We start from the raw sequence: 23,962 nt of genomic DNA, 5'->3' as shown, positions 1-23,962 counted from the left end.
CAACCATGGACTTTAATGACAAAAGCTTAAAATACAGTGAGCCCTTCATCCATTCAGCCAGTAACGAATGGATCTTGAATGTTGAAACTAAAATGATGACAGCAGAAATGGGGGGCTTTGTATTTCCAGTGACTGTTAATGAAGAAGAATATCGTTCCTCCTACGTTTGCTCTCCTTATAACGCCCTTGTGACCTATGGTCAGGATGAGCTTTTCAAAATTAAAAATTACCCGTTACGCTTGTTTTTAAGTCTCCTCATGAAAACACTGGGTAACTTGCTTAGATTGGGGGAGGTTAATAAGAATCTCTGCATTAATAATTTTTTATTATCGACCAATCCTTACCCTGATTGGAGCGGTGATGGCGCGGAAGAAGAAAGAAAGAAAATTCAGTCTTTGTATCCACAACATGCAATCATGTATCGGTCATTAAATAAACATACCAATGAAGCGCTAATCCAACAATTAACTCAATTGGATTTCATGCTGATTGCATCGCGGCAGGTGTATATTTTTGACTCCAAATTGTGCGATTTTAAAAAAAGAAATAATACCCAGAATGATCGTCGTGCTTTGATGAAAGGTAACTACAGGCTGGTTACCCATGAACAAATTAACCGCGATGATTATCCGGTTATCGTTGATCTTTATAATAAGCTCTATTTGGAGAAATACTCGCAGCACAACCCGCAATTTAGTGAGAAGCTGATTGAATATTGGCATAAAAATCACTTGCTAACGATGTTTGGCTTGAGAGACCAAGCTGGTGTTTTGCAAGGGATTATCGGCATTTTTGAAAGCGAAAAAGTCATTACTGCGCCCCTGGTTGGATACAACACTCATCTACCGAATCAAAACGCACTGTATCGAATTTTGATCTATTTGATACTCGATTATAGTGAGAAAAAGGGATGCTGTTTAAATCTAAGCTCTGGTGCCTCGGAGTTTAAATTATTACGTGGCGGTCAACCCTTCATAGAATATTCAGCGATCTACATCAAGCATTTACCACTTTATAGACGGTTCACCTGGAAAGCCATAAGGGTGCTATTAAATTGGCTCTTTGTCCCCATTGTGAAAAGGTACAAATTATGAACTTATCGCAATTAAAAACCCAATGGTTGCCAATTGGGCCTGTCAAAAAAATTTCCTCTCGTCCACAGCGCTTTTTATTGCTTGGGATCCCCTTGGTTATCTTCCGTGTGAAGGAAAAAATTGTTGCCTTGCAGGATTTTTGTCCGCACCGCGGTGCGCCTTTATCCGCCGGCAAATTGAATGGTGAAGTACTGCAATGTGCCTATCACGGTTGGCGTTTTAATACTTCTGGCGACTGTATCGATGTTCCGGGTTTGGCTAAAGCAAACTGCACCAATAAACGTGTACCCGCTTATCCCACGCAAATTCATTTAGGTTTGGTTTTTGTTTGCCTGGAAAAAAATGAGGATACCTTACCTCTTTACGAAATTCCTGCGCTACAAACAGAACGATACCATTTGCATTTGCTTCAATTAAAATTAGAAGGCGATGTATTAAACATTCTGGAAAACGTATTGGATGCGACGCATACTCATTTTGTCCATGCGGGATTACTCCGGCATGATGACCAAAGACAACCTGTCACAGCAACGCTGAATGTCAATCAAGTGAGTGCTGAAATTCGCTATGACAATGAATCGAAACAATCCGGTTGGATAAGCTCCCTTTTTGAAAAAAATCGCCAATTTTCCATCGGGCGTTTTCATTTACCCTTAATTGCTGAACTTGAATACCACGGCCATCAGCATTTAACGGTTGCCTTTACCTTTTTCTTAAGCCCGATGACTTCCACCGATGAATATCAGGTTTTCTTCCTTATCAGTTATCGAAAAAACTGGCTCCCTGGCTGGATTAAGAAGTTATTTTTCCTACCGTTTGTGAAACTGGCACTCAAACAAGATAAAGCAATATTAAAGAAACAAGCGGAGAATCGTAGTTATTTTCCTGATAGTCGTTTTAAATCAACGGAGCTAGACATTATACGCCCGCATATCGAACGGCTATTGGATGGCAAAGCCATAGATTATCAGAAAGTATTTAAAATTAATTTATAGGTCTATTGAGAATTTCATAAATTTTTGATTATGCTGCCAAGCCATATCAGGATTTTCTCTAAAATTTGGGTTTCGGGGTCGTGGACTCCATTTCTGATTCTTCAGGTCCATCTTGCCGCTCCCCTGTCTTTTTAGTAGGTATTGGACCTACTCCTAGCAGTTTCATTGACTCGGCTTCCTTGCCCTGTGCCAACAAATCCCATGCTCTCTCTCCCTTAGCCCTATCGTTAGGATCGTCACTAAGTAATAACTTATTAGCGGCTTTACAATACGCCCCTGCTGTAGCGAAATCCATATCAACAGGAATACAGACGGATCCGCGACAAATTGCTAAGGAAAATATCGGCTCCTCTTCCTTTTTCTCTTCCTTATTGTTTCCTTTTTTCTTAGATTGAATATAGAATTCGTCCTGCATGGGTAGTTTGGATTTGTCGACTTCCTCTTCTTTTCCTTTCACTGGTTGGAGGATAGATGGGTTTTTAACTATCTCATGACCATATTGGGCTAGAAGTTGGTTATATTCCTCATTCTGCTGTTGATCTCTTTTTTCATTTTCTTGAAGTAAAATAAATTTCTTAAGATCCTCTTCTTTTTTCAGTTGCTTTTCTAAATCTTCTTTTGAAGTGCCCATGCCTATCTCTATCGTTCCTATCATTATTCTTGCAATATAACATTGTTTTTTTCAATCGGATTCAGGCTTAATTGGAATTTACATAATTTTTTCAAAAGCCATCTTTATGTACTATTAAGAGTACGCTGATTAAGTCAGTCCCTAAGCGCTCTATAGTAGATTGACCCATCATGGAAAGACGTTGTTTGATTTTACAAAATTTTTTAAAGTGTTTGATTACAGAAATAGTCAGTGAAAACTATGTGGTTGGATAGTAAGCCAATCTACAATACTATATGATTTTAGTTTCATTATTTATCGAGAATTATACCCAATGTTTAGCAAAGCGTTATTAAATGCAACCTATAAAAATGGCAAACCCGGTCAACTTACTGCGGAACATGAGCGGGCTGAGCATCACCATTTTAAATCGGAGTATCTGTTTAAAAATAAAAAGATACCCAAGGATTTATATGCCTCACGATTGATCCAACAATTTTTGATTATCAAAGCTATAGAGACAAAATTACAGAGACTGGCAAACGCAGACAAAATAGAGATTAGTGCATTTTTTGCGTTATCTTATCTTGGGCAATTATGGCGTACTCCAGCCATGGAAGAGGATTTAAGACAATTAGGGGTTAATCCTGATGAAATTTCCAGGGACGAGATAACAGAAACAACTGAAAAATATCTTGGGGACATAGAAAAATTAACACCCAAAACCCTGCTCGCACATTTTTTAGTGCATGTTGCCGGTTTTATGCATGGCGGGTACATTGTTCAATCGAAATATATTAATCCCAGTAATCGTTTAACTGCTTATCAAATACCGGCAAAACAATATGATTTTTCCTCTTCGATTCCCTTTTTATCCACAGGAAAACGGTCCTCATTAGGACTTTATCAGGACATGATGGAACACGTCGATAAGATAGAGATAAATGGTGATGAGTATGTAGAGGTTTTTACTCAATGCAAGGGTATTTATGCAACCATGGCAAGTATCTATGATAATTTGTGTGATATGCATGCTCAGCAGCCAACACTATCGACTCGTTCCATTGCTGTTTTTGGTACCAGTCTCCTGGTTCTTGCAGTAATTATAAAATTACTGGCAGATTTCCTAAATCCAATGACAAATCATATTTCCTATGATCTTAGGCCAGCCCCGTAAATTGGTTGGCTCTCTGTCTACCCACTTGCCAGATTCCGCAGTTAAATTGAAGTAAACGAATTTGAACCTGCGGGATCGTTTTTATTATTGATTCAATGTTAATTTTAAAGAAAAAGCATCGCGAGACGCTCTATTTTCACCATGAATGAAATTCCTGCCAGTGATAATATTGATCGTTTGATTTTGAATAAATGCATGAGCAAAACTGCCATCAATTGTAATTGTTTCAGAGAAGTCATAACCCATTGATGCGCCTGCAATAATCCCGTTACCCGTGGTTATCTGATAATGACTGTTGCCTGGAGTTTGATTGTAATTCGCCGCAACTCTGATGACCCATTTGGGCGTTATACGATAGTGGCTACCAATCGTAAAAAGCCAGGTATCACGAAAATGATAAGGTACTTTGGCATTTAAAATAGTTGGCGTAGCACCCGCTCTTGCGGCTATGCCACGAACATCTATTTCATTGAATATACTCCATTGAATACGTTGAACAGTACCGATAAATCCTAGAGAAGGTGTTACAAAGTGATTGATAGAAAGCACACCTCGCGCTGGAGTCCAAAAAGTAAACGAATAATCATTAGAAACAATGTCAGGATTGCCTGCAAGGACACTTCTGCCGCGGAAGCGATAGGTAACAGAACTGCGGTAATTAAATCCAATCAGGGTTGCTTTGTTTGGCTTTAGTAAAAAACCAATATCTCCTCCCAAACCATAACTATTCGCTTCATTATGATTTTGCGCATCAGGGATGTTTAAACTTGGAAATCCAAAAATGGGCTTTAAAATAAAATTCACATGGGATAGCGAGACCCCTAAACCGACTGAAAAAAATTCATTGAGCTTCAATCCTAATGCGGGAACCACATCGATGTCCTGAATCCTATTACCGGATTGGGCATAGCGTAAAATGGAGTGTTCTTCGATATTCCTGTTAAATGAATTCGATAAAACAGCAACGCCAAATGTCAGCTTCTTTTTAGTGGGTAACCCTGAATAAAAAGAAGGTAAATAATAATTTGTTTGGGTGGCCGAGCTACCAGATTGAGTGAATCCTGTTGCTGCTTGTATTGACTGGCCCGTAAAATGAGTATGAAAAGAGGCAGCTGAACCCAGTGCTATCAATTGAAATTTGCTTAAAAGTGTTAAAGCGGCTGGATTGTAATAAGCCGCCGTCGCATCATTAACAACGGCTGTTCCAAGGGTTGATTCGATAAAAGAAGCATGGAGTGTTAAGGGTAATAACCACAGGTAAAGGAAAGGCTGGATTTTTATAACCCATTGGTTATACATGTAAATCCTTATACTAGGTTCATAAGTGTTACTAATACTCATATTAAATGCTTTGTTAAAAAGATGTAATAAATTTCTGGAAATATCAACAATAGATGCATTTTACTTGGTACTGATTTGGAGGGAGCAAAATTACTTGCCAAAATCTTAAGGCGGGCAATCGGTGCTGTTGCATTCCCATCAAGACTATTAAAGGATGCTGATACTGCGCTGTATCCGGCAAAAAAGCCTGGATGCAACCGATGGGAAGCCAAATAGTCCTACCACCAATTGGGAATGCAAATAGCAATCGAGTCTGTTGAGTAAAATCGGCCATTCGTGGAGGCTGCCAATGGCCAATTTAAGCTTTGTTTCTTTAGGATAACTTATGCAGCGGTTGCCTCCCTTCGCTGTGAAGAGTCAGTTTGTTATGTTCAATGCACCAGGATTCCAACATGCTTGTTCGCAGTGCTAATTGCTCTGCCATGACAGAGTTTGTGCTATCCACACCTGTTTGATTGATTGTTTTCATCGCATGCTCAATTAAATCGTTAAAAGAGATTGTCTTATCTTTTAGTTGAATTTTTGCTATTACATCCCCTCTGGTTAACGCAACACCAAAATGGAGCGTATCGAAAAGAAAATGAGAAATCCTGGGATTTAAAACATGCGTCGTTGAAAGAAAATCTTTCATGAATTGATCAAAAGATACTTCAGCGACTATCAACGTATTAGTATTTGGATTTATTCCAACATTCACACCGGGATAGAGCGCCTGAATGAGGAGCAATAAACCTTCCTTGACCTCAGAGGGAATATTAGGGTTGGCGCAAAAATCATCTTTACTAACAGGGTTATAGATAATTTCCAATCGAGACAGATAATCATCATCCTGCCATCGTTCGGGAGTGTAACGAGCATCATCAGTCATTACAAAGCCCTCAAGATTAATATCCGATTCGTAAGATTTACATAAATCGACTAGTGTTGCCTCAATCTTCAGAAGAAGTTTTTCTGTAAAGCATTTTTGTTTAATGTAGGATCTTAAGGCAAGCGCTTCATCAGGCTTATCGCATTTTGTATTGAGTGGACACGATGCAATAAAGGATTGTGGCAGCGCTAATGCACTGGATAAAATACTGCCGAGGGTGTAATGGATGATTTCACCAGACTGCTGACTTTTAGCACTGCGGATAAACGTGGCGTCACAAACTCCAGATTCGTTTTCTGCCTCAATTTCAAATGCCAGAATAGCAGCCAGCAAAGCCTGATTTTTTCCCGTTAGTGCAGCAATCACCTCAGGATTTGTCAGTATTTCCTGCATTTTGGCGTTATTACCGGTATATTGTACATTGGCATATAGCCCCCTTAGCTGATCACGCAGTGCTATTACTTCTTTCTCATAAGTTGCCATCAGTTGTTTACGCGTTGCGGCAAATTCATTCCCTGCCAATCTTATTTTCAAATGCGAAATTAATTCTGCCAGATCAAAATGCGTACCATGATGTCCACGTAAACTTGATTGCATCACTCTCTGTTTGAGATTTTTTGAATTTAGCGTATTCAGTTCAATTAAATTTTCTGTAAAGGATAAATAACTCGTTGGATAGATAGCGTCCAGTATTTGCGTGATTTCATGAAGGCGATAAGGTGGAGCCAGGGCCACGATTTCTCTCATCACAAAAGGCAGGTCTGAGAATTGCGGGTATTTCCTAAAGAACTCTTTAAAATCGCTGATATTCCCTTTTTCAATCAAGGCATACAATTCATCAACTTTGAAGGTTGTTTGAGTCTCAATAAAGTGGATTGAATCAATGTATTTGAAAGACAAAGGTAATCCGCCTGGAAAATCAATTTCCATATATTGATTAAGCGTTATGAAAAGAGAATCTAACTCGCCCTTCAATAATCCTTGTGCATCCAATTGAGCGAAATGCTCAATTATTTTTGATTTAATCAAGTTTCCCTCGGGAGTTGCCGGTATAGAATTTATGACATAGAAAAGATGGCAGAGACTTTCTTTAAATCCGTTGATACCATGGTAAATTTCATCCGATCCCGGGGTAGTAACAGTGACTGAGTGAAGGGTGCCACTTCCCTCTTTGTAAGTAAAAATATAGTTACACATTCCGTAGTTTTGATAATCATTGTCAAGTGTAATTTCCGGTGTTAATTGAATGTGTACAGGGACTTGCTGTCTCGCTACATAATCGCCTAACTTAATGACAACGTGGCGAAGATAGGATGGAGGTATCTTTCCCAGATTAAAATTGACACTGCAATAATGCTTTTCGGTCGTAAAGGCTGTTTTAAAGGGAGCGGTGCAAACCAAATCCTGATCTTGCATGGCCCTGTCTCTCTTATCAAGCTTGGTAGGCATATTATTCATTCCTACATTGGAGCGCGCTGTTTCTGACAGTAAATACGCAGTGCCCATAATACCCTGATAGTTTTCCTGTTTTTTGACATATTGACTTGTACCCTGGACTGGTAGAAAAAGGGGAACGCCATAGGGATAATCCGGGATATAGTGTAAGTCCGTATATTTGAGCGCCAGGTATGCCAAGCCAGGCGTTTTAAGAAGTTCGTCATAGCGTGCCTGGGGTTTTGCATGCATCCAATAATCATACTTTTCTTGTTTAGCAAAAAAAGTTGAATAGACGCTATTGGCTCTATTATATATTCGTAATGCACCCTGCAGATGGGTGATATCTTCAATTTCAACTTCAGAGTATAAGGGGTTATCCGCTTTATGTGCTTGAAGATGCTCATACAAGGCAGGATTGTTTAATTTTCTTGCCAGGAATACGTGGATATTAGTAACGATAAGGGATTGTTGATCCGCACTGTTTAAAAAAGAGTTTATAGTTTCTACGCTGAATTGACTGCCGGGGTAAGAGGCTGCAATTAACAGAATACTTAGCCAGTCATAGTTATTTTTAGTGGCTATTCCTTGAAGGACAACCGCCTCTACACCAGAAGCAAGTGCACAACTTAAAAATACGACACTATTATCGTTTGTAACTAATGAAGCTATTTCTTTACCCGTAAACGCTGCCAGACGCCTCATTATATTGGTTCTTGCCTGATCCGAGCAGATGAATAAATCCAGGAGCAAAGCATGATCCAGTAAATTTTTGAGCTCACGTCCAGCTACTGTGTTTACAAGCGCTTTGAAATCTTGGGGAAAATAAGTAATGATAAATTTAAGACTTTCATTGGTTAATGCTTCAAGAGAAAAAGTGGGCAATAGAAGGTTCGGATTTGTTTTGATCAATGCATAAAGTTTAGAATGAGGAATCTGTTTTGCACATAAATTAAGCAATTCATGGTCACTCATCATACCCAATTCTGTCATGCGCCGTGCGATAAGAAGAATCGCTGAATGGTTATTTCCATCGATGGCAAAATGTAATAATGGCTTGATTTTATTACTATTAGCCGGAGAGTTTATATAACCACCCAGAGAGGATAAATCTTCATTGCAAATAGCGTACTTCATGTACTCATCAGCTTTCCGTTCATCTTCAAGTTGTTGTCTCTCGCTATTAATCCGCATTATTTCATTGCATAGCGCGTGTCCTTGTTGAAGGGCTAATTTTGCATCAGGATCGTTTTCTCTCTCTACCAAGTGCTCCAGTGTTGATAAAAATTCTGAGGTCAAAATGCTATCAAAATTAGCAAGGAGACACATTGCTTGAACCAAATTAATAATGAATTCGGCTCCGCTTTTTACAGCACTAATGCTGAGACTTTCTTGATCAGGAGCAGGGAACTCAAGCAGATCCAGCATCGCGTAATTAGGTAATTTAAATATAGAATCCTGGGCTGCTATTGCTACAGTCTCGCTGCCAGACCTGATAATTAAAGTGACTAAACTATATCCTTGATAAGAGGCCAATATATCGTGGTGGTTTCTTATTAATTCGGCTAACTGTTGTTCCAGTTTCTGTTTTTCATTGGAGTTTTTATTAACGGCTAGCCACAGGAAGGCCTGTACCATAACAAATAGTGAGTCATCCTGATTTTCTTGAGGCTCAATGGGAATGAAAAATCCCATATCATTTCCGGGCATTTCGTTATTCGCATGGAGTGGTTGCTTCGCCTCAGGCAATTGCAGGGGATTAAGTTTAATGCGTGCTATGGCATCACCAAAAGTTCCTGATGCAATCGAAACGCCGCGCAGCCTTAATAGTTCTAATGCAAGATGACTTAAAAGAATATCAGTGGTGGATATCATGATTTTAATTCTCCAATTGCGGCCCTGAAAATCAAAAAAGCCAGTTACTACCAGGTAATCGAATTTGTTTTTTATGTGTTCAAACAATGATAAGGGGCGCGACTTAAGAGAGAATTTTTTGTTATACGCATTTTTTGCAAACAGGAAGGCTCGAGCTGCCCGAGAAATAGAATCACTATTAGGAACTGTCAGATGAGTACAATTTATGGGAGTATGGCTACATGAATCGGTTTTGAGCCTCTGGTAAATTATCAAGCTTAAATGATTAATCGGAGCAAAAAATGCCTTATATCGATTTATTAAAAAATATTTGGAATTTTATTTATGATCCCGAAACGGATGTTGTTGAAAAAATAGAGAAATTCTTTCATAAAGAGTACGAACAATGTATTAATGGCGTTAGAATGAATCGTGCTGAATACACTCAGCATGTACTTGCACAAAGGCAAACGATGACAATCGATTCGATTGATTACAAACATGTCCTGGAAAAAGGAAATGAGCTGTTTGCCATTTATTATCCCCTGGGAAAGAATAGAGAGGGTCTTCCTTTAGAAGCCGAAGTGATTGCCTACTTTCATTTTGAAAATCAGCAGTTATATAGAATACATGGGCAGGTTCGTTTGATTAAAGGGGATCTAACGGATGTTGATATGAATGAATAAAACCACCGTGAAATAACAGGAAGCAATCTGGGTTTTAATGTAATGTAGAGAATCACGATTGAGAGTTAAAACTAAAGTAAGTGGATTGGTTTGGTAAGTTGCAAATCCCACTTCCTGTGGTCAACACATCCTTGTGCTGTTTCCATTTTTAAGGACGTCATGTCCTGGTATCTGCAACTTCCAATGAGGTTAGTATGACTGAATTGCTCATACACGTCATTAAGATATACCCAGTAAATATTGTAAGAAATGTCTTACAAATAATCACAGAGATTCCTACAAAATCTTAGCGAATGTTATTTACCATTTTCATCGTCATCGCTTTTATCAACCCAATAATCGGGAGGGCCTCCTCCGGGTGTTGGTCTCGTAGGTAAAGGATTTAGCGTTGGACTTTTCTTGTTACCGCCTGCTCTGGAACATTCTTTTTGTCGATGTGCAATGATAATTTTGTTCGCTGTATCAATTAGCATGTTCTCTTTAAATGTAAAAAATAAATCACTATCACGAATCGTCTTGTCAGTTTCAATTTTGCATGCGACAAATAGTTTGGCATCATTTTTATCATTGAATTGTGCAATGGTTTCTTTTTCTAAAGACTCGGTGGTCTTAACCATGACTTGGAAAATAAAGGGGGCTGCGTTATTCAAATCGCCGTTGCCTTCTGCATATTGGGCATGGGTAATAGAAATGTTTGTTTGATTTAATTCATGCAATAACTCATTGTTGTCGTAGAGCCTATAAATAATCTTTTTTTGGGCTTCCTCATCAATGGATGCTTTTTGAGCCATAAAAAGTCTTGCTTCATTTAATTTATTAAAGGCAGCAATCAGTTTTTCTTCGCCTCTTGCATAGTGTTCGGTAATTTTATAGCGCATCTGATTTCCAAATACGTAGCTATTGATAATGTAGTATATGGCTCTATTAAGGAATTTTAGCAACCCTGGAGGAGGATTGTTAAAAGCCAAAATCAAGTGAGCCCAATGCCATTAATGCTTCAACTTAAACAAACACCTAATAATAGCCAGGCATAGGATGGATATGGTTCTACACGCCTGTTTGCCGAAATTAATCCGCACAGACCAGGGAAATTTTTTCCAAAATTTCCTCAATGGGTAACCCCATAACATTGTAGTAAGAGCCACGGATTTCTTTAACAAACGTATCCCGTACCTGCTGGATACCATAGCCCCCGGCTTTATCAAAAGGTTCCCCCGAATTGATATAATTCTCTATTTGCTGTTCTGTAAGAGGGTGAAACCTAATGTTGGTTGTTACGTAATTAACATACCATTGTTGTTCTGGAAGAAAAATTAATGCATACCCAGTATAAACGTCATGGGAATTGCCGCTAAGCATGCGCAGCATTCTATAAGCATCGTTATGGTCAGCTGGTTTTTCCAAAATATGATTTTGATAAGCAACCGTGGTATCGGCTGCCAGAATGATATCAGCAGCGCCTGTTGGAACCTGCGATAAAATAGTTTGAGCTTTTTCTCTGGCAAGCCGAGTGACATAGGTTTTAGCATCCTCGCTTTCTTGCAGGACTTCTTCAATATTGGCGGGCATAACCACGGCAGTTAATCCATGTTCTTGCAATATCTGCAAACGTCTTGGGGATGCACTGGCCAGAATTATCTTTAATAGATGATTAGGTTTCATTAAAAATAGTTCATTACTTTAATCTTATTGCAATTCTATACTTCTTTGGCAAAAAATCTAATTATAGCCTGTTAAACGTTCCTCTGAACAAGGCGCATCGCTGGGCCAGTCCTGGCAGAGGTCTTTTCGCCGTTAACAACGGTTCTTTTGACCCTGTATGCGCTTCTATTCTGTGCCCTTTGATGGATGGTCCAATAGCCTATATAATCTTTATTACAAGTTCAAATCAATGGTGGACGAGGGCTCAACCATTGTCAGGTTAAGGATACCAATGGTTAAATCAGCTTTAATAATCGCACTGATGGCTTTTAGCATCATCACGGAAGCAGCCCTGCCTGCTGATCCAATCCAACGCTGTTTAGATGTTAGAAGGCTTGTAGACTTTACCTCAAAACAGAAAATGGCTGCCAAAGAGGCGCCTGGTGTCCTGCCCTTTAAATTTCATAAAGTTTCAGCCTCTGAGTTGCCGTTAGCTAACCCTGTGGGCAATATGGATGAAGTTATCCAGGCCTTAAATAATCAAATTGAGAACTGCAATAAAAACCAGGGTGACTTTCAGACAGTGACTATTGCCGGCCGTCAAATTAAAAGGCAGGAATGGTGCCTGAATACCAATAAGAAAATGCTCAGCCTTGCAAAGGCTGCTCAGGGTGATTTTAAAAAATATTTAACCAGTATTAAAACCGAATTTGACTGGTATAAAAGCGATGGCTGGCCTGTAAATCATGCAGGATTTAAAAAGGGCGAATTTCAGTTTACTGCCTATTACGCACCAGCCCCAGTCGAGGCACGCAGTAAACGCGGTGGATCATTTCTACATCCGATCTACAGTAACCCCGGTGTAGTAAGTGTCGCTTTAGAGTCCAGAAAACTTAATTTGAAAGCCCCTCTTTGCGGGGTTGAGCCGCTTACTAAAATGGTGCGGGGATTTTGTTTGAAAAATGCCGATGGTACCTATTCCATAGCGCCAGACCGCGAAGAAATTGCTCATGAGGCTTTGCATCCTAAATATGTCATCGGCTATGTCGAAGATCCAAACGACCCGCCTTTTTTGATGCTTCAAGGGTCTGGTTCATTAATGCTTGACGGCAAATTATTTCACATCAATTATGATGGTGCTAACGGCAGGCCACGCACGATGCTGGGCCGTATCGTCCAATGCGCGCAAGATCCCACCTGCGGGGGCAACCTTGATACAATGGAACGTTGTGCTAAAGATCCTAAATGCCATGATGAAGCAAAGTTACGCTGTAACCTATCCCAAAAAATTAAACTAAGCGGGGCATCGGAAAAGCAAATTCGTCAGTTTTTAGATCACCCGCTTAACCAGGCGAAAGCGGCCGATTTACGAAATCGCGATCAAAGCTATGTATTTTTTGCCAAAGAGGATGGTGGGCCTTATGGTTCAGAAAATATTACTCTAACGCCACATGTATCCTGTGCAACCGATCACCGGGTAATACCTATCGGAATGAATTTTATTTATAACAGCAAAAAATCGACTTCATGGTGTGTGGCCCAAGACGCAGGGGGTGCCATTGTGGGGGCTCATGTTGACGTCTATAAGGGGGAGGGAACCCAAGCGGGTATAGAAGCAAATTCACTCAATCATGCAGGCTCGCTCTATGTGGCACTGCCCAAACGTCAATAAGCCCAAACAGCCTTTGCGACACAGACAGCCTACGTATAACCAGGGTTTTTATTTGCCGTATGAAAACCTTGGGACGTTTTATCCATGAAAATGGAACACAGTGCTCCAAATAACTGCAATTCCAATGGTTTTTATACTATCCGAGTCCAATAGTATTGCTGTCTTCTTGCCACTCCTTAATAATGAACGACGGCATTCAGCATCACTCTGTTGATGAGGTGGAAAGGGTTATGGTGGAGGCGGCGGTCACCGTGAAACATAGGGATTAATAACAATTGAGGGATACAACATGCTCATTACGTTGATAATGGCTATTCTTACTCTTGTAGTAACCAGTTTCGTTGTTTTCGGTATTGTATTTTGGCACAAGGGTGAGCACCAGCATTTAGCGAGGAGTTTTCTTGTTATTACACTTTCAGCCTTCTTGATATTTTTTGTTATCCTAATCGCTTTTTTTATAACTTCATTTTCTCAGCACTATTTCAAGTAAAGCTATTTGCTGGAATCTTTTTTAAGCACTTCACGGTGTTGACTCAAGATCATTGCATTCAAGAAAAAGGCAATACACCAACAGAGGGCATTTGGCCCATGGCTAAAAATTATCCAGAATTTTGACCAATAGGCAAGAACAAGAAGACCAGGTGGGATTTTTATCGATGAATTGATAGAAATGGCTTATCATCTTCATAGAACCAATTTTGATATCGAAGGAAAAATTAATTTTAGTGTCCATTCTATTAATTGAATACGATTGAGAGTCTTTAGGATGACTGCCCTGTAAAATTAATTCCAAATACAAAGAGATAGTGAAGAATATTAAATTGTCATTATCAAATAAATAACAGGATAGATAATGCGCTTAGGATTAGCTGTAGTTTTCTTTATCAGCATTTTAAATACTGCCCTGGCCAGTCCGTCCTTCACGTTGCGTGAAGCGTTGAATTTAGCCTATCGTAATAATCCTGAACTACAAGCTGAAAAAGATAAAGCGTGCGCAATGAAAGGGCTGTTTATTCAAAGCGGCCTTTTTCCAAATCCTCAGCTCGCTCTAACTGCAGAAAATATGGGTGGGTCTGGCCAATATACAGGGTATGAATCTGCGGAAACCACCCTTGCGATTACGCAACCTATCCCTCTTGGCCATCGCCTTCACTATTTGAAGCAGGCGAGTTTTGCTGATTATTTAACGTCTTTAGCAACCATTAAAGTGCAGAAGAGTGTGTTATATATTGCGGTGGCCACCGCTTATGTCGATGCGTTATATGCTGAACAGTGGCACCAGGTCACAAAAAAATTGATTCAACTGAATGAGGAAATTGTTTCAGCGATTAAGCGCCGGGTAGATGCAGGAGCAGCACCTGAACTTGATTTAAGGTTAGCTGAAGTGCGGCTGGGTAAGGCCCTTATTCAAGAAAAGGCTGCAGCTCAAATGGCTTTAACTGCGCGTGCCAACTTGGCCCGCCTGGTAGGTAATGAGTTGCGGATTGATAGCCCTTTGTCTGACAAAGAGTTAAAACATACAATCTGGCACTGGCCAAATTTACTTAAAAAATTAAATCAAAGTCCCCAGATTATCGCTACGGCAGTACAAATTAGAGCAAAGCGAGCAGGTATTGTTGCTGCTAAAAAATCAGTATGGCCTGATTTAAATATTCAGGTCGGGGCACGTCATTTTTCCGATGATGGCAGTAATGCGGCGGTAGTTTCCGCTTCGTCTCAACTCCCTCTCTATAATCGTAATCAAGGAAATATCCTTTCTGCAGAAGCAGGATTAACTCAAGTCATTCATCAATACCAAGGTGTTCGTCTTGAAGTAAGAAAAAATTTATACATTGCGTTTTTACAAGCAGAACAAAGTCGTTTTGAAGCGAATTTAGTGACGAATTCCTTATTACCATTGGCACGTAAATCGATAAAATTAGCCCAAAATGGTTATGGAATGGGTAAATTTACTTATCTGCAATTATCGCTAGCCCTCAATACACTTTATGAAGAAGAGCAGCATTACCAACAAGCGCATGCCGAGTACCATAAAGCGCTAATTCAAATTTCTGGTCTATTGGGGCTACAGGAATAAGGAGAAAAATTGAAAGTGAAATCCCCTAACTTAACGTGGTTATTTTTTCTGTTTTATTTTTTACTCATGGTGGGAATGGCATCATGCTCCTCCGATAAAGAAATAAAGCAAAACACGGAAAAAGGACCGCACCATGGCCGTTTGTTGAGACAAGGGCCATTGACTTTGGAGTTAGCCGTTTTTGAAAAAGGAATGCCGCCGCATTTTCGAGCTTACCTTTATAAAGATGGCAAGCCTCTCAGTGTGGATGGAACACATTTAACCATCAAGCTGCGCCGTTTTACGGGGGCAGTCGATACCATCACTTTTGAACCGGTCAATGATTTTTTACAGAGCCAGCAAATTATTCAAGAGCCGCATTCCTTTGATGTAACCGTTGATCTTATTAACCAGGATAAGAAGTATGAATGGCAGTATGCAAGCTATGAAGGCAGAATGCATCTTGGCGTTCCTATTCTTAAGGCTGCGGGAATAGAAACCGCAGTCGCTAAAGAAGAGACTTTAAAAAAACAATTAAAAGTTGTAGGGAAAATTGTACCTAACCGCGATACATCCGCACCTGTGTATCCTCGCTATTCCGGTATTATCAAATCCATGACAAAAAAATTGGGTGATAAAGTAGCCAAAGGAGATGTCTTAGCCACGATTGAAAGCAATGAAAGTTTACAAAACTATACCGTTTCAGCACCGATTAACGGTATTGTTGTACAAAAGCAGGCAACATCCGGGGAACTGGCAAAGGGAGATAGGCCCATTTATGAGTTGGCTGATTTAATGAATGTATGGGCTGATTTAACACTTTATCGGAAAGAAGCCCCATTAGTAAAAGCGGGCATGGAAGTCATTGTTACAGGTGATGAAGGCATACCAAGGGCTGTCAGTACAATCAGTTATATTTCCCCTCTTGGGATTGAGGACAGTCAAACGGTTCTGGCTCGTAGCATCCTGTCCAATGAGTCGAATGAATGGTTGCCTGGTATGTACGTCAATGCAGCCATTGTTATTCAGGAAAAGACCGTTGCTGTAGCAGTGCCTCGTGATGCGTTACAGCATTTAGGGAAAACGGATGTTGTTTTCGTGCAACAAGGGGATGATTTTGAGGCAACACCGGTCGTGATAGGCGACGAGGATGACGCCTGGGTTGAAATACGGTCGGGACTGAAACCAGGGCAGCGGTATGTCAGTAAAAACAGTTTTTTTCTAAAGGCGGAACTCGGTAAATCGGGAGCAAGTCATGAGCATTAAGGAGTAATAATGCTGGAAAAAATACTAGAGGTTTCCTTAAAGCACCGCTGGTTTGCTTTGCTATTCACCCTGATTATCGCCCTTTTAGGCGTATATAATTTTAATAAATTACCCATTGATGCAGTGCCTGATATTACCAATGTGCAAGTGCAAATTAATACACAGGCAGATGGCTATACACCCTTTGAAGTAGAACAACGCATTACGTTTCCCATTGAAACCGCCATGAGCGGCTTACCTTCGCTAGACTACACCCGTTCCCTTTCACGCTACGGCTTATCGCAAATTACGGTTGCCTTTAAAGATGGGACGAATATTTATTTTGCCCGTCAATTAATTAATGAGCGGTTACAAGAAGTAAAAAACAAACTGCCGCCTGATATAAATTCCACTCTGGGTCCCATTTCTACAGGCTTGGGCGAAATCTTTATGTACACCGTTAACAATAAAGCGAATGTCCCGGCTAATAAACAATATAACGCAACAGAGCTTCGCACCATACAAGATTGGATTATCAAGCCGCAGTTGCGTAATGTGACCGGCGTGGCTGAAGTCAATTCCATTGGTGGTTTTCAAAAACAATTCCACATTACCCCGTTTCCTGCGAAGCTCGTACGTTACCGTTTAAGTTTAAATGACGTGTTGCAGGCATTGGAGCGTAATAATGCCAATATCGGTGCTGGTTATGTTGAGCGTTATGGCGAACAATATTTGATTCGCGTGCCGGGGCAGGTAAAAAATATCAATGATATCAATAATATTGTGATTGCAAGTTTTGAAGGAACGCCTATTCGCATTCGTGATGTAGCCAATGTCCAATTAGGAGAGGAACTTCGGGCAGGTGCCGCCACGGTAGGTAATAAAGAGGTCGTTTTAGGCACGGTTTTTATGTTGATGGGAGAGAATAGCCGCACTGTTTCCGAACGGGTAGCAGAAAAATTGAAATTAATTAATAAAACGCTTCCAGCAGGTATTGAAGCAGTGCCTGTTTATAACCGTACGACCCTGGTTAATGCCACTATTAACACAGTCAAAAATAATTTACTTGAAGGGGCTTTGCTTGTATGCATTATTTTATTTCTCTTTTTAGGTAATGTACGAGCCGCCCTGATTACAGCCCTGGTAATTCCTTTATCGATGTTACTAACGGTTACAGGCATGGTAACCAATAAAATCAGTGCCAATCTTATGAGTCTTGGGGCTTTGGATTTTGGGTTGATTGTGGATGGTGCGGTGATCATTGTTGAAAATTGTTTAAAACATCTTGGTCAGGCCCAGCATGAGTTGCAGCGAGTTTTAACGACTGAAGAGCGTTTGGCGGTCATTAAAGAAGCGACCACAGAAGTTATCCGCCCAAGTATATTTGGCGTATTCATTATTACGGTAGTGTATTTACCCATCCTTACCTTAACTGGTGTGGAAGGAAAAATGTTTTTGCCTATGGCAGAAACGGTCATTATTGCTTTAATGGCTTCCATGCTTTTTTCACTTGTCTTTATACCCGCAGCAGTCGCTGTTGTCTTGCGGGGAAAAATACAGGAAAAAGAAAATAAGTTAGTCCATTATCTTACTTTGGGCTATGAAAAACTTCTCCGGTTATGTTTTAAGGCACGCCTGCAAATATTAAGTGCGGCTTGTATACTGGTTGTCCTAAGTTTATTGCTGGCATTTCACCTCGGCGGTGAATTTATTCCAAGTCTGGATGAAGGTGATATCGCCATGCATGCCATGCGCATTCCTGGAACCAGTTTAACGCAAGCATTGAAAATGCAAAATTTGGTGCAACAGCGCGTCAGTGAGTTCCCAGAAGTAAAGCAAGTGTTCTCCAAGATGGGAACTGCGGAAATTGCAACTGATCCTGCGCCTCCCTACGTAGCTGATACTTTTATTATGCTAAAACCCCGCAAGGATTGGCCAAATCCTAAAAAAGAAAAGAAAGTTTTAGTCGAGGAAATTGAAAAAGCGGTGACCCAAATTCCCGGTAATAATTATGAGTTTATGCAACCCATTCAAATGCGGTTTAATGAATTAATTTCGGGGGTCAGGAGTGATATTGCCGTTAAGGTATTTGGCGACGATATGCGCACGCTCCAAAAAACAGGGGAATTAATCTCCAGGCAAATGGAAAAAGTACCCGGGGCTTCTGATGTTAAAGTAGAACAGGTCAGTGGTTTGCCTTTACTAACGGTAGTGATTGATCGCAACGCGTTGGCTCGCTATGGATTACAAATTAGTGAGGTACAAGATGCCGTTGCTATCGCTATAGGGGGAAAAAAAGGAGGGGAGCTCTTTGAAGGCGATAAACGATTTTCACTGGTTGTGCGTTTACCGGAAGCATTGAGAACAAAATCGAATGTACTTCGCCAAATTTTTATCCCGCTCCCTTTGTCCAAAGATGGAGAACGCCACTTTATTCCTTTGAGTGAAGTAGCCTCTTTAAAGCTTGATGAAAGCCCAAATCAAATTAGTCGCGAAAATGGCAAGCGGCGTATTGTCGTTACTGCAAACGTCCGTAATCGCGATTTAAGCTCGTTTGTGATGGATGCAAAAAATAAAATAGAACGAAATGTAGAGCTACCCAGTGGATATTGGATAACCTGGGGAGGGCAATTTGAACAGTTAGAGTCTGCCGCCGCACGCTTAAAAATAGTAGTCCCAATTACATTAGGCATTATTTTTTTATTATTGTTCATGAGTTTCAACAGTGCAAAAGATGCTTTATTAGTCTTTACTGGTATTCCTCTGGCGTTAACGGGTGGTGTGTTTTTCTTGTGGATGCGAGGTATCCCACTCTCTATTTCTGCGGGAGTTGGTTTTATCGCCTTATCAGGGGTTGCTGTATTAAACGGTTTAGTCATGATCAGCTTTATCAATAAATTACGTGAGCAGCACATTCCTTTGCACGAAGCTATCTTTCAAGGCTCGGTTGCACGATTGCGGCCTGTATTAATGACTGCACTAGTCGCCTCATTGGGATTTGTTCCCATGGCACTCGCGACGGGGACAGGCTCAGAAGTCCAAAGGCCCTTAGCAACGGTGGTCATTGGAGGCATTATTTCCTCTACCTTTTTAACCTTATTGGTTTTGCCAGGACTTTATTATTTGTTTCATAGGAATAAAGAGGAAACCTGGCGAAAGAATTGACTCTTTGTGATAGTTATTATCGATTGCCCAGGTTGTTTAGCTTGGATCCCAATAGCTTGCTATGAGAAATAAGAGCTTCTTTTGGCTTTCATGGCTTACCTCTTCAGTCCTTTTCTGTCCGTAATGAATCATGTATTTTCCAGGTATACATATTGACGTTAAGCCGCTCGTAAGGAGGCGTGGGGAACTCAAAATTTTTCTTGGTAATCAGTTCAACACAACATGCAACAACAGCCGAGTCATAGCGTTTTCCAGCGCCTTCCTGCAACTCATTTAGCGTTGCTTCAATTGAATTTTTAGGGCGGTAGGGCCGATGAGAACTCATGGCTTCGAATACATCGGCGACTGTCACAATCTTTGTTTCAAAACGAATTTCATTCGCTTTTAATCCATGGGGATAGCCGGAACCATCCAACCGTTCATGATGATGTAAAATAATGTCGAAAATGGTTCGGTTAAAGGCGACCCTTTTGGCAATTTGAGAACCTACTTCGGGATGGATTTTTATAAAATCATATTCCAATGGGGTAAGCTTTGCGGGGGAAACCAGAATCTCCATTGGCACCCGAGTTTTACCTATATCATGGATTAATGCACCTAAATAAATTTCATGTACTTTTTTAGCGCTTAGGCCAAAATTTTTAGCGATTTCTTCGGCTAGTTTCGCGACACGAAACTGATGTCCTGCCGTAAATGGATCGTGTTGTTCTGTAATGGAGGCTAAGGACTCAATCGTTTTGTCTAAAATATCCTGCAGTTTGCGCTTTGCTTGCCGTAGAGATTGAGTCTTTTTTTTCACTAGTTCCGACAAATGCTCCCGGTGCATTATCAATTCTTTATTGTTTTTTTCCAGGATGGATTTTTGACATAAATTTTCTAGAATAATGGAAGTGGAAATTGTAAAGCTATTAACGATGGAGTCAAATAAATTGAATTGGTTAAAATCGCTAATTTTTATGATAATTAATCCATAAAATATATCTTTTGCAAAGAGGGAATACACTTGTATTTCCTTATCTTCAATTGATTCGCAAAGTTGGAAAAAATCAGTCATGCTAAAGGTTCCATGTTTCAAATCGATGGTTCCAATAAGCTTGGATTGCAACTCTTTATTACTATTTTTGATGAGACACACCTCACATTCTTTTACGCCAGGTATACTGCGGATAATTTTTTCAAGATAAGGTTTGATTTGATCCGTATTGGTAAAAATGAAGAGCGCGCTATGCGCAGCATAAAGTCTAAATAGAATTTGCTCATTATGTGTTAACTGATTTTCATTCTTCATTTTTTGTAGTATTCATACGGTTATGCAAAAATTCTTCTGGTCTGACATAGGCGGGGTTTTTAACAATTTGTCCATGCACAAACATGAGCGGGTGAACTTGCAGGACATCGTATATCAATCCCCCATCGAATTTATTGACATCATATTGGCAAACAACAGTAACCGGGTGTGTATCAAAGATGGTATTGATGAGGGCTTCATAAACTATTAACTGATCTGAGCCAGGAATATTTCTGCAGGACCATGTCATTTCCCCTGAAAGACGACTCCCGGAAAACCCTGCGGCGATAGCCTGATCATAGTGATTTTTAAGACGAGAAAGCATTTGCTCGGGTACAAATTTTCCATCTGGACAATAGACTGAGACAGCAGGAGAAATTTCAACCTGCCTGGTTTGGGGTAGCTCTACATCCAGTTCGGCAAGCCATGCCCTTACTTCTTCGGGTGTCATCGTATCGACGAAATATCCAATTTGTTCATTGTTGGCTATTCCTGATTCGATATATTTGGAGATGACCCGACGTTTCTCAGATTCATCTCGATAAATAAGGCAAGCATGGGCACCATGTTTGAAGTGCTTATAACTAAATCCTAAAGAGATGTCTTCATCACGGTTCCTGGACATTCTAAAATTTCCTTATTAGCTTGTCAGATCTCTATTAGAGTATAGCTCTTGCCTTTTGTTTTTTTGTATCTGGCTTTCACACTGCCCAATGGCTGCAAGTCAATCAAGTCTGATCCCGTGGTGAATGTGGGTAGTTTTACCCATACCGCCTCCATTATGGATGCCCTATAATAAATCAATATGAATATTAAATGTGTTTGGTGCGCATGGCGTGACTAATCGATTTTTCAGGAGATAACTATGCCGGGCCTATTAGACGAGTATATTGAACGCCTTCGTGGTGGTGACATTAAAACGTTTCTAACCTATCAAGACGCACTCATTAAAAAATATGGCAAACTGTCGTCCGAGCAATTGGCATTGGCAACCATGCATGAACTCCTTTTGGCGGATAATCTGCAAGGAGAGGATTTAGTTACAGCATTTAATACACAAATGTTGCTGGAACAATTATTGGAGCAATGTTCCCCAGACGGAAATGTGCAACATTATAAAGCAGATCGTTTTTATAACACGGCTAAAGGACGGGTGCAGGGATTTATCGTTTATCTTGAAGATATCTTACTGTATAAACATTATCAAAAAGATGAACTGGTAAAACTGCTTAAACAGGATGACTTTTTACAGCATGAAGCCGCTATAAACAAGCATCGGGAAGCAACAAGCAAAATACATAGAGACGAGGTTTATGCCTACAAAGGCTCTCTGGGAATCCCAAGATCTCGAGATATCGATACCTACAAACAGTCTAATCAAGGCTATGTGTCATTTGTACAGCGCTTCCGAAATAAACTGGTAACGGCACCTGTTGATGACAGCTTTAACGAGAAGGAACGAGATGCCTTTTCAAGAATTTATTTTGACGATCCGGTTGCAATTCCTCGAAAATGGCATCATTACGTGGAAATTGCCAGAACATTCCTGGAAACCAGTCCCACTCAAAAAATGTTGTCTCTATTTCAAAATGCGAGTCTTCCAAAAGCGTTTAAAGAAAAATTTTCAGCCTTACTGGGAGAAGCGCAATTTAAAAATCAACAATTGGCTGTAATGATGGCTATGGTATCGGTGATGCAAACATCACAATTGACCGTAGCTGCAGACTCCCTGGCGAAACAAATGGGATTTACCAATATCACAGCGCTGCAAACGGAATTAAACCTCCTGTTTAAACGACTTGAATCCGGTGCACAAGAATCTGTTAATGCGGTGATTCAGGCAATGACGAATACCAACAAATCAGTCGATGAGCTCAAGAAGGATTTGAAATCGGTCCAACAAGTTCGCTTTGAGGGAGTAGAACCAGCATCTACCGAACCCAAGTCAACCCTTCAAGAAACGCATGCCTCCGAAGAAGATGATGAATTAATCAAGGAATTAATGGCTGGAATGGAAGGCAATAGGGATATTTTATATAAGAATACCCATAATTTAGTCAATGAATTGCATAAACAGGGTTATGATCAAGGCTCCAGCGAATATAAATTATGTTTATTGGTCATTCAGAGCTTGCAGAGGAACCCCAAAACCGCTTCTTTAGATACAAGTGAGCAAAAAACAATTTTTAATTTTGTCATCAATAAATTTGTCAAAAAACTGAATGCGGATCAGGCAAAATACATGCTAAGTCTCAGCGGAGTGGACATAGACATACAAATTGGTAAAAAAATTGGTAATTACTTTGATCGTCCTTCTGCTACAAATTATGGCTTGTTTACCACAGAGGTTTATCCCAAAATAAGTGATTACATTGAGAAAAGCGACCACACCAAGCAGTTTTCCAATTTCGGTTCTATTCTAAGAGGTCCTTTAACTGAATACCTAAAACAGTGCTATACCTCCGAAGAATTTGAGGCGCAAAATCTCGACGGTTTTATGGTAGAGCGGGTAAATTCCTTTTTTGCTGGCAAGGCTGATGAGATATTAGGGAAACATTTTCAACTCATGGCGAAGCAACAAATACAAGATTATTTAGCGGATATAGCCGATCTTCCGGAGCCTGCCAAAGAGAAAATTGAGCGCGAATTCCTGGCGCATATGCAACGCTCTCCTCATCATCAATATAAGGAATTAAAAGATTTCTTGCTCTCCATATCAAAACCTGAACGAGTAATTCCCTATATGGAACACGTTATTGATAATGCTATCCATCAATTTATGGATAGCCATAAAGATCTGTTGCCTGATCGCGGCAGCCAAATGAGTATTTAATGC

The 23,962-nt window shown here is 40.2% G+C and carries 16 protein-coding genes; 9 read left to right on the top strand and 7 right to left on the bottom strand.

Annotated features, from left to right (window positions below; genetic code table 11):
- Positions 1-5: 5 nt before the first annotated feature.
- On the top strand, positions 6-1,094 hold the full coding sequence (locus Lfee_RS07945) for a hypothetical protein (protein ID WP_058445592.1): 1,089 nt from the start codon (positions 6-8) through the stop codon (positions 1,092-1,094).
- Positions 1,091-2,089, top strand: a complete 999-nt coding sequence (locus Lfee_RS07940) for an aromatic ring-hydroxylating oxygenase subunit alpha (RefSeq protein ID WP_058445590.1) — start codon at positions 1,091-1,093, stop codon at positions 2,087-2,089. The genes Lfee_RS07945 and Lfee_RS07940 overlap by 4 nt, the downstream gene beginning before the upstream one ends.
- A gap of 58 nt (positions 2,090-2,147) precedes the next feature.
- Here Lfee_RS07940 and Lfee_RS07935 read toward each other — a convergent pair whose 3' ends face one another.
- Positions 2,148-2,720, bottom strand: coding sequence for a hypothetical protein (locus tag Lfee_RS07935; protein ID WP_058445588.1), 573 nt, complete (start codon positions 2,718-2,720; stop codon positions 2,148-2,150).
- 313 nt (positions 2,721-3,033) lie between these two features.
- Here Lfee_RS07935 and Lfee_RS07930 point away from each other — a divergent pair, with 313 nt between their 5' ends.
- Positions 3,034-3,876 (top strand): biliverdin-producing heme oxygenase, encoded by an 843-nt coding sequence (locus Lfee_RS07930; protein ID WP_058445586.1) that lies wholly within the window; start codon positions 3,034-3,036, stop codon positions 3,874-3,876.
- Between the two features lie 84 nt (positions 3,877-3,960).
- Here the strand turns inward: Lfee_RS07930 and Lfee_RS07925 are convergent, their stop codons facing one another.
- Entirely contained in the window at positions 3,961-5,175 is a 1,215-nt protein-coding gene (locus Lfee_RS07925) for an OmpP1/FadL family transporter (RefSeq protein ID WP_058445584.1), read from the bottom strand.
- Between the two features lie 355 nt (positions 5,176-5,530).
- Positions 5,531-9,394, bottom strand: coding sequence for a hypothetical protein (locus Lfee_RS07915; RefSeq protein ID WP_058445581.1), 3,864 nt, complete (start codon positions 9,392-9,394; stop codon positions 5,531-5,533).
- A 281-nt stretch (positions 9,395-9,675) separates the two neighbouring features.
- Here Lfee_RS07915 and Lfee_RS07910 point away from each other — a divergent pair, with 281 nt between their 5' ends.
- Positions 9,676-10,059, top strand: coding sequence for a hypothetical protein (locus Lfee_RS07910; RefSeq protein WP_058445579.1), 384 nt, complete (start codon positions 9,676-9,678; stop codon positions 10,057-10,059).
- A gap of 296 nt (positions 10,060-10,355) precedes the next feature.
- Here Lfee_RS07910 and Lfee_RS07905 read toward each other — a convergent pair whose 3' ends face one another.
- Entirely contained in the window at positions 10,356-10,937 is a 582-nt protein-coding gene (locus Lfee_RS07905) for a hypothetical protein (RefSeq protein WP_058445577.1), read from the bottom strand.
- A gap of 190 nt (positions 10,938-11,127) precedes the next feature.
- The gene (locus Lfee_RS07900) at positions 11,128-11,721 is read right to left on the bottom strand and encodes a Maf family protein (protein WP_058445575.1); all 594 of its coding nucleotides are present in this window, start codon (positions 11,719-11,721) and stop codon (positions 11,128-11,130) included.
- 271 nt (positions 11,722-11,992) lie between these two features.
- Here Lfee_RS07900 and Lfee_RS07895 point away from each other — a divergent pair, with 271 nt between their 5' ends.
- The 4 genes from Lfee_RS07895 (at position 11,993) to Lfee_RS07875 (ending at position 19,838) form a co-directional block, all read left to right on the top strand.
- On the top strand, positions 11,993-13,372 hold the full coding sequence (locus Lfee_RS07895; protein ID WP_058445573.1) for an MltA domain-containing protein: 1,380 nt from the start codon (positions 11,993-11,995) through the stop codon (positions 13,370-13,372).
- 853 nt (positions 13,373-14,225) lie between these two features.
- Positions 14,226-15,449, top strand: a complete 1,224-nt coding sequence (locus tag Lfee_RS07885) for a TolC family protein (protein ID WP_058445569.1) — start codon at positions 14,226-14,228, stop codon at positions 15,447-15,449.
- Between the two features lie 66 nt (positions 15,450-15,515).
- Positions 15,516-16,694 (top strand): efflux RND transporter periplasmic adaptor subunit, encoded by a 1,179-nt coding sequence (locus Lfee_RS07880; protein WP_058446273.1) that lies wholly within the window; start codon positions 15,516-15,518, stop codon positions 16,692-16,694.
- 9 nt (positions 16,695-16,703) lie between these two features.
- The gene (locus Lfee_RS07875; RefSeq protein ID WP_058445567.1) at positions 16,704-19,838 is read left to right on the top strand and encodes a CusA/CzcA family heavy metal efflux RND transporter; all 3,135 of its coding nucleotides are present in this window, start codon (positions 16,704-16,706) and stop codon (positions 19,836-19,838) included.
- 103 nt (positions 19,839-19,941) lie between these two features.
- Here the strand turns inward: Lfee_RS07875 and Lfee_RS07870 are convergent, their stop codons facing one another.
- Together Lfee_RS07870 and Lfee_RS07865 are read right to left on the bottom strand one after the other, a co-directional pair.
- Entirely contained in the window at positions 19,942-21,126 is a 1,185-nt protein-coding gene (locus Lfee_RS07870; RefSeq protein WP_058445565.1) for an HD-GYP domain-containing protein, read from the bottom strand.
- On the bottom strand, positions 21,116-21,751 hold the full coding sequence (locus tag Lfee_RS07865; RefSeq protein WP_058445563.1) for an MEDS domain-containing protein: 636 nt from the start codon (positions 21,749-21,751) through the stop codon (positions 21,116-21,118). The genes Lfee_RS07870 and Lfee_RS07865 overlap by 11 nt, the downstream gene beginning before the upstream one ends.
- 240 nt (positions 21,752-21,991) lie before the next feature.
- Here Lfee_RS07865 and Lfee_RS07860 point away from each other — a divergent pair, with 240 nt between their 5' ends.
- Complete coding sequence (locus Lfee_RS07860) at positions 21,992-23,959, top strand: hypothetical protein (RefSeq protein WP_058445561.1); 1,968 nt, start codon at positions 21,992-21,994, stop codon at positions 23,957-23,959.
- Positions 23,960-23,962 lie beyond the last annotated feature (3 nt).

Source organism: Legionella feeleii, from assembly GCF_001467625.1.
In the GTDB taxonomy this organism is placed as follows: Bacteria; Pseudomonadota; Gammaproteobacteria; order Legionellales; family Legionellaceae; genus Tatlockia; species Tatlockia feeleii.
This window is presented reverse-complemented; position numbering and strand designations above follow the sequence as displayed.

What these genes read in the sequence shown, in the direction of transcription:
- Lfee_RS07885 (WP_058445569.1), top strand. Translation starts at nt 14,226, where the DNA reads ATGCGCTTAGGATTAGCTGTAGTTTTCTTTATCAGCATTTTAAATACT.
- Lfee_RS07935 (WP_058445588.1), bottom strand. Translation starts at nt 2,720, where the DNA reads ATGGGCACTTCAAAAGAAGATTTAGAAAAGCAACTGAAAAAAGAAGAG.
- Lfee_RS07905 (WP_058445577.1), bottom strand. Translation starts at nt 10,937, where the DNA reads ATGCGCTATAAAATTACCGAACACTATGCAAGAGGCGAAGAAAAACTG.
- Lfee_RS07860 (WP_058445561.1), top strand. Translation starts at nt 21,992, where the DNA reads ATGCCGGGCCTATTAGACGAGTATATTGAACGCCTTCGTGGTGGTGAC.
- Lfee_RS07925 (WP_058445584.1), bottom strand. Translation starts at nt 5,175, where the DNA reads ATGTATAACCAATGGGTTATAAAAATCCAGCCTTTCCTTTACCTGTGG.
- Lfee_RS07940 (WP_058445590.1), top strand. Translation starts at nt 1,091, where the DNA reads ATGAACTTATCGCAATTAAAAACCCAATGGTTGCCAATTGGGCCTGTC.
- Lfee_RS07915 (WP_058445581.1), bottom strand. Translation starts at nt 9,394, where the DNA reads ATGATATCCACCACTGATATTCTTTTAAGTCATCTTGCATTAGAACTA.
- Lfee_RS07895 (WP_058445573.1), top strand. Translation starts at nt 11,993, where the DNA reads ATGGTTAAATCAGCTTTAATAATCGCACTGATGGCTTTTAGCATCATC.
- Lfee_RS07910 (WP_058445579.1), top strand. Translation starts at nt 9,676, where the DNA reads ATGCCTTATATCGATTTATTAAAAAATATTTGGAATTTTATTTATGAT.
- Lfee_RS07930 (WP_058445586.1), top strand. Translation starts at nt 3,034, where the DNA reads ATGTTTAGCAAAGCGTTATTAAATGCAACCTATAAAAATGGCAAACCC.
- Lfee_RS07875 (WP_058445567.1), top strand. Translation starts at nt 16,704, where the DNA reads ATGCTGGAAAAAATACTAGAGGTTTCCTTAAAGCACCGCTGGTTTGCT.
- Lfee_RS07880 (WP_058446273.1), top strand. Translation starts at nt 15,516, where the DNA reads ATGGTGGGAATGGCATCATGCTCCTCCGATAAAGAAATAAAGCAAAAC.
- Lfee_RS07900 (WP_058445575.1), bottom strand. Translation starts at nt 11,721, where the DNA reads ATGAAACCTAATCATCTATTAAAGATAATTCTGGCCAGTGCATCCCCA.
- Lfee_RS07865 (WP_058445563.1), bottom strand. Translation starts at nt 21,751, where the DNA reads ATGTCCAGGAACCGTGATGAAGACATCTCTTTAGGATTTAGTTATAAG.
- Lfee_RS07870 (WP_058445565.1), bottom strand. Translation starts at nt 21,126, where the DNA reads ATGAAGAATGAAAATCAGTTAACACATAATGAGCAAATTCTATTTAGA.
- Lfee_RS07945 (WP_058445592.1), top strand. Translation starts at nt 6, where the DNA reads ATGGACTTTAATGACAAAAGCTTAAAATACAGTGAGCCCTTCATCCAT.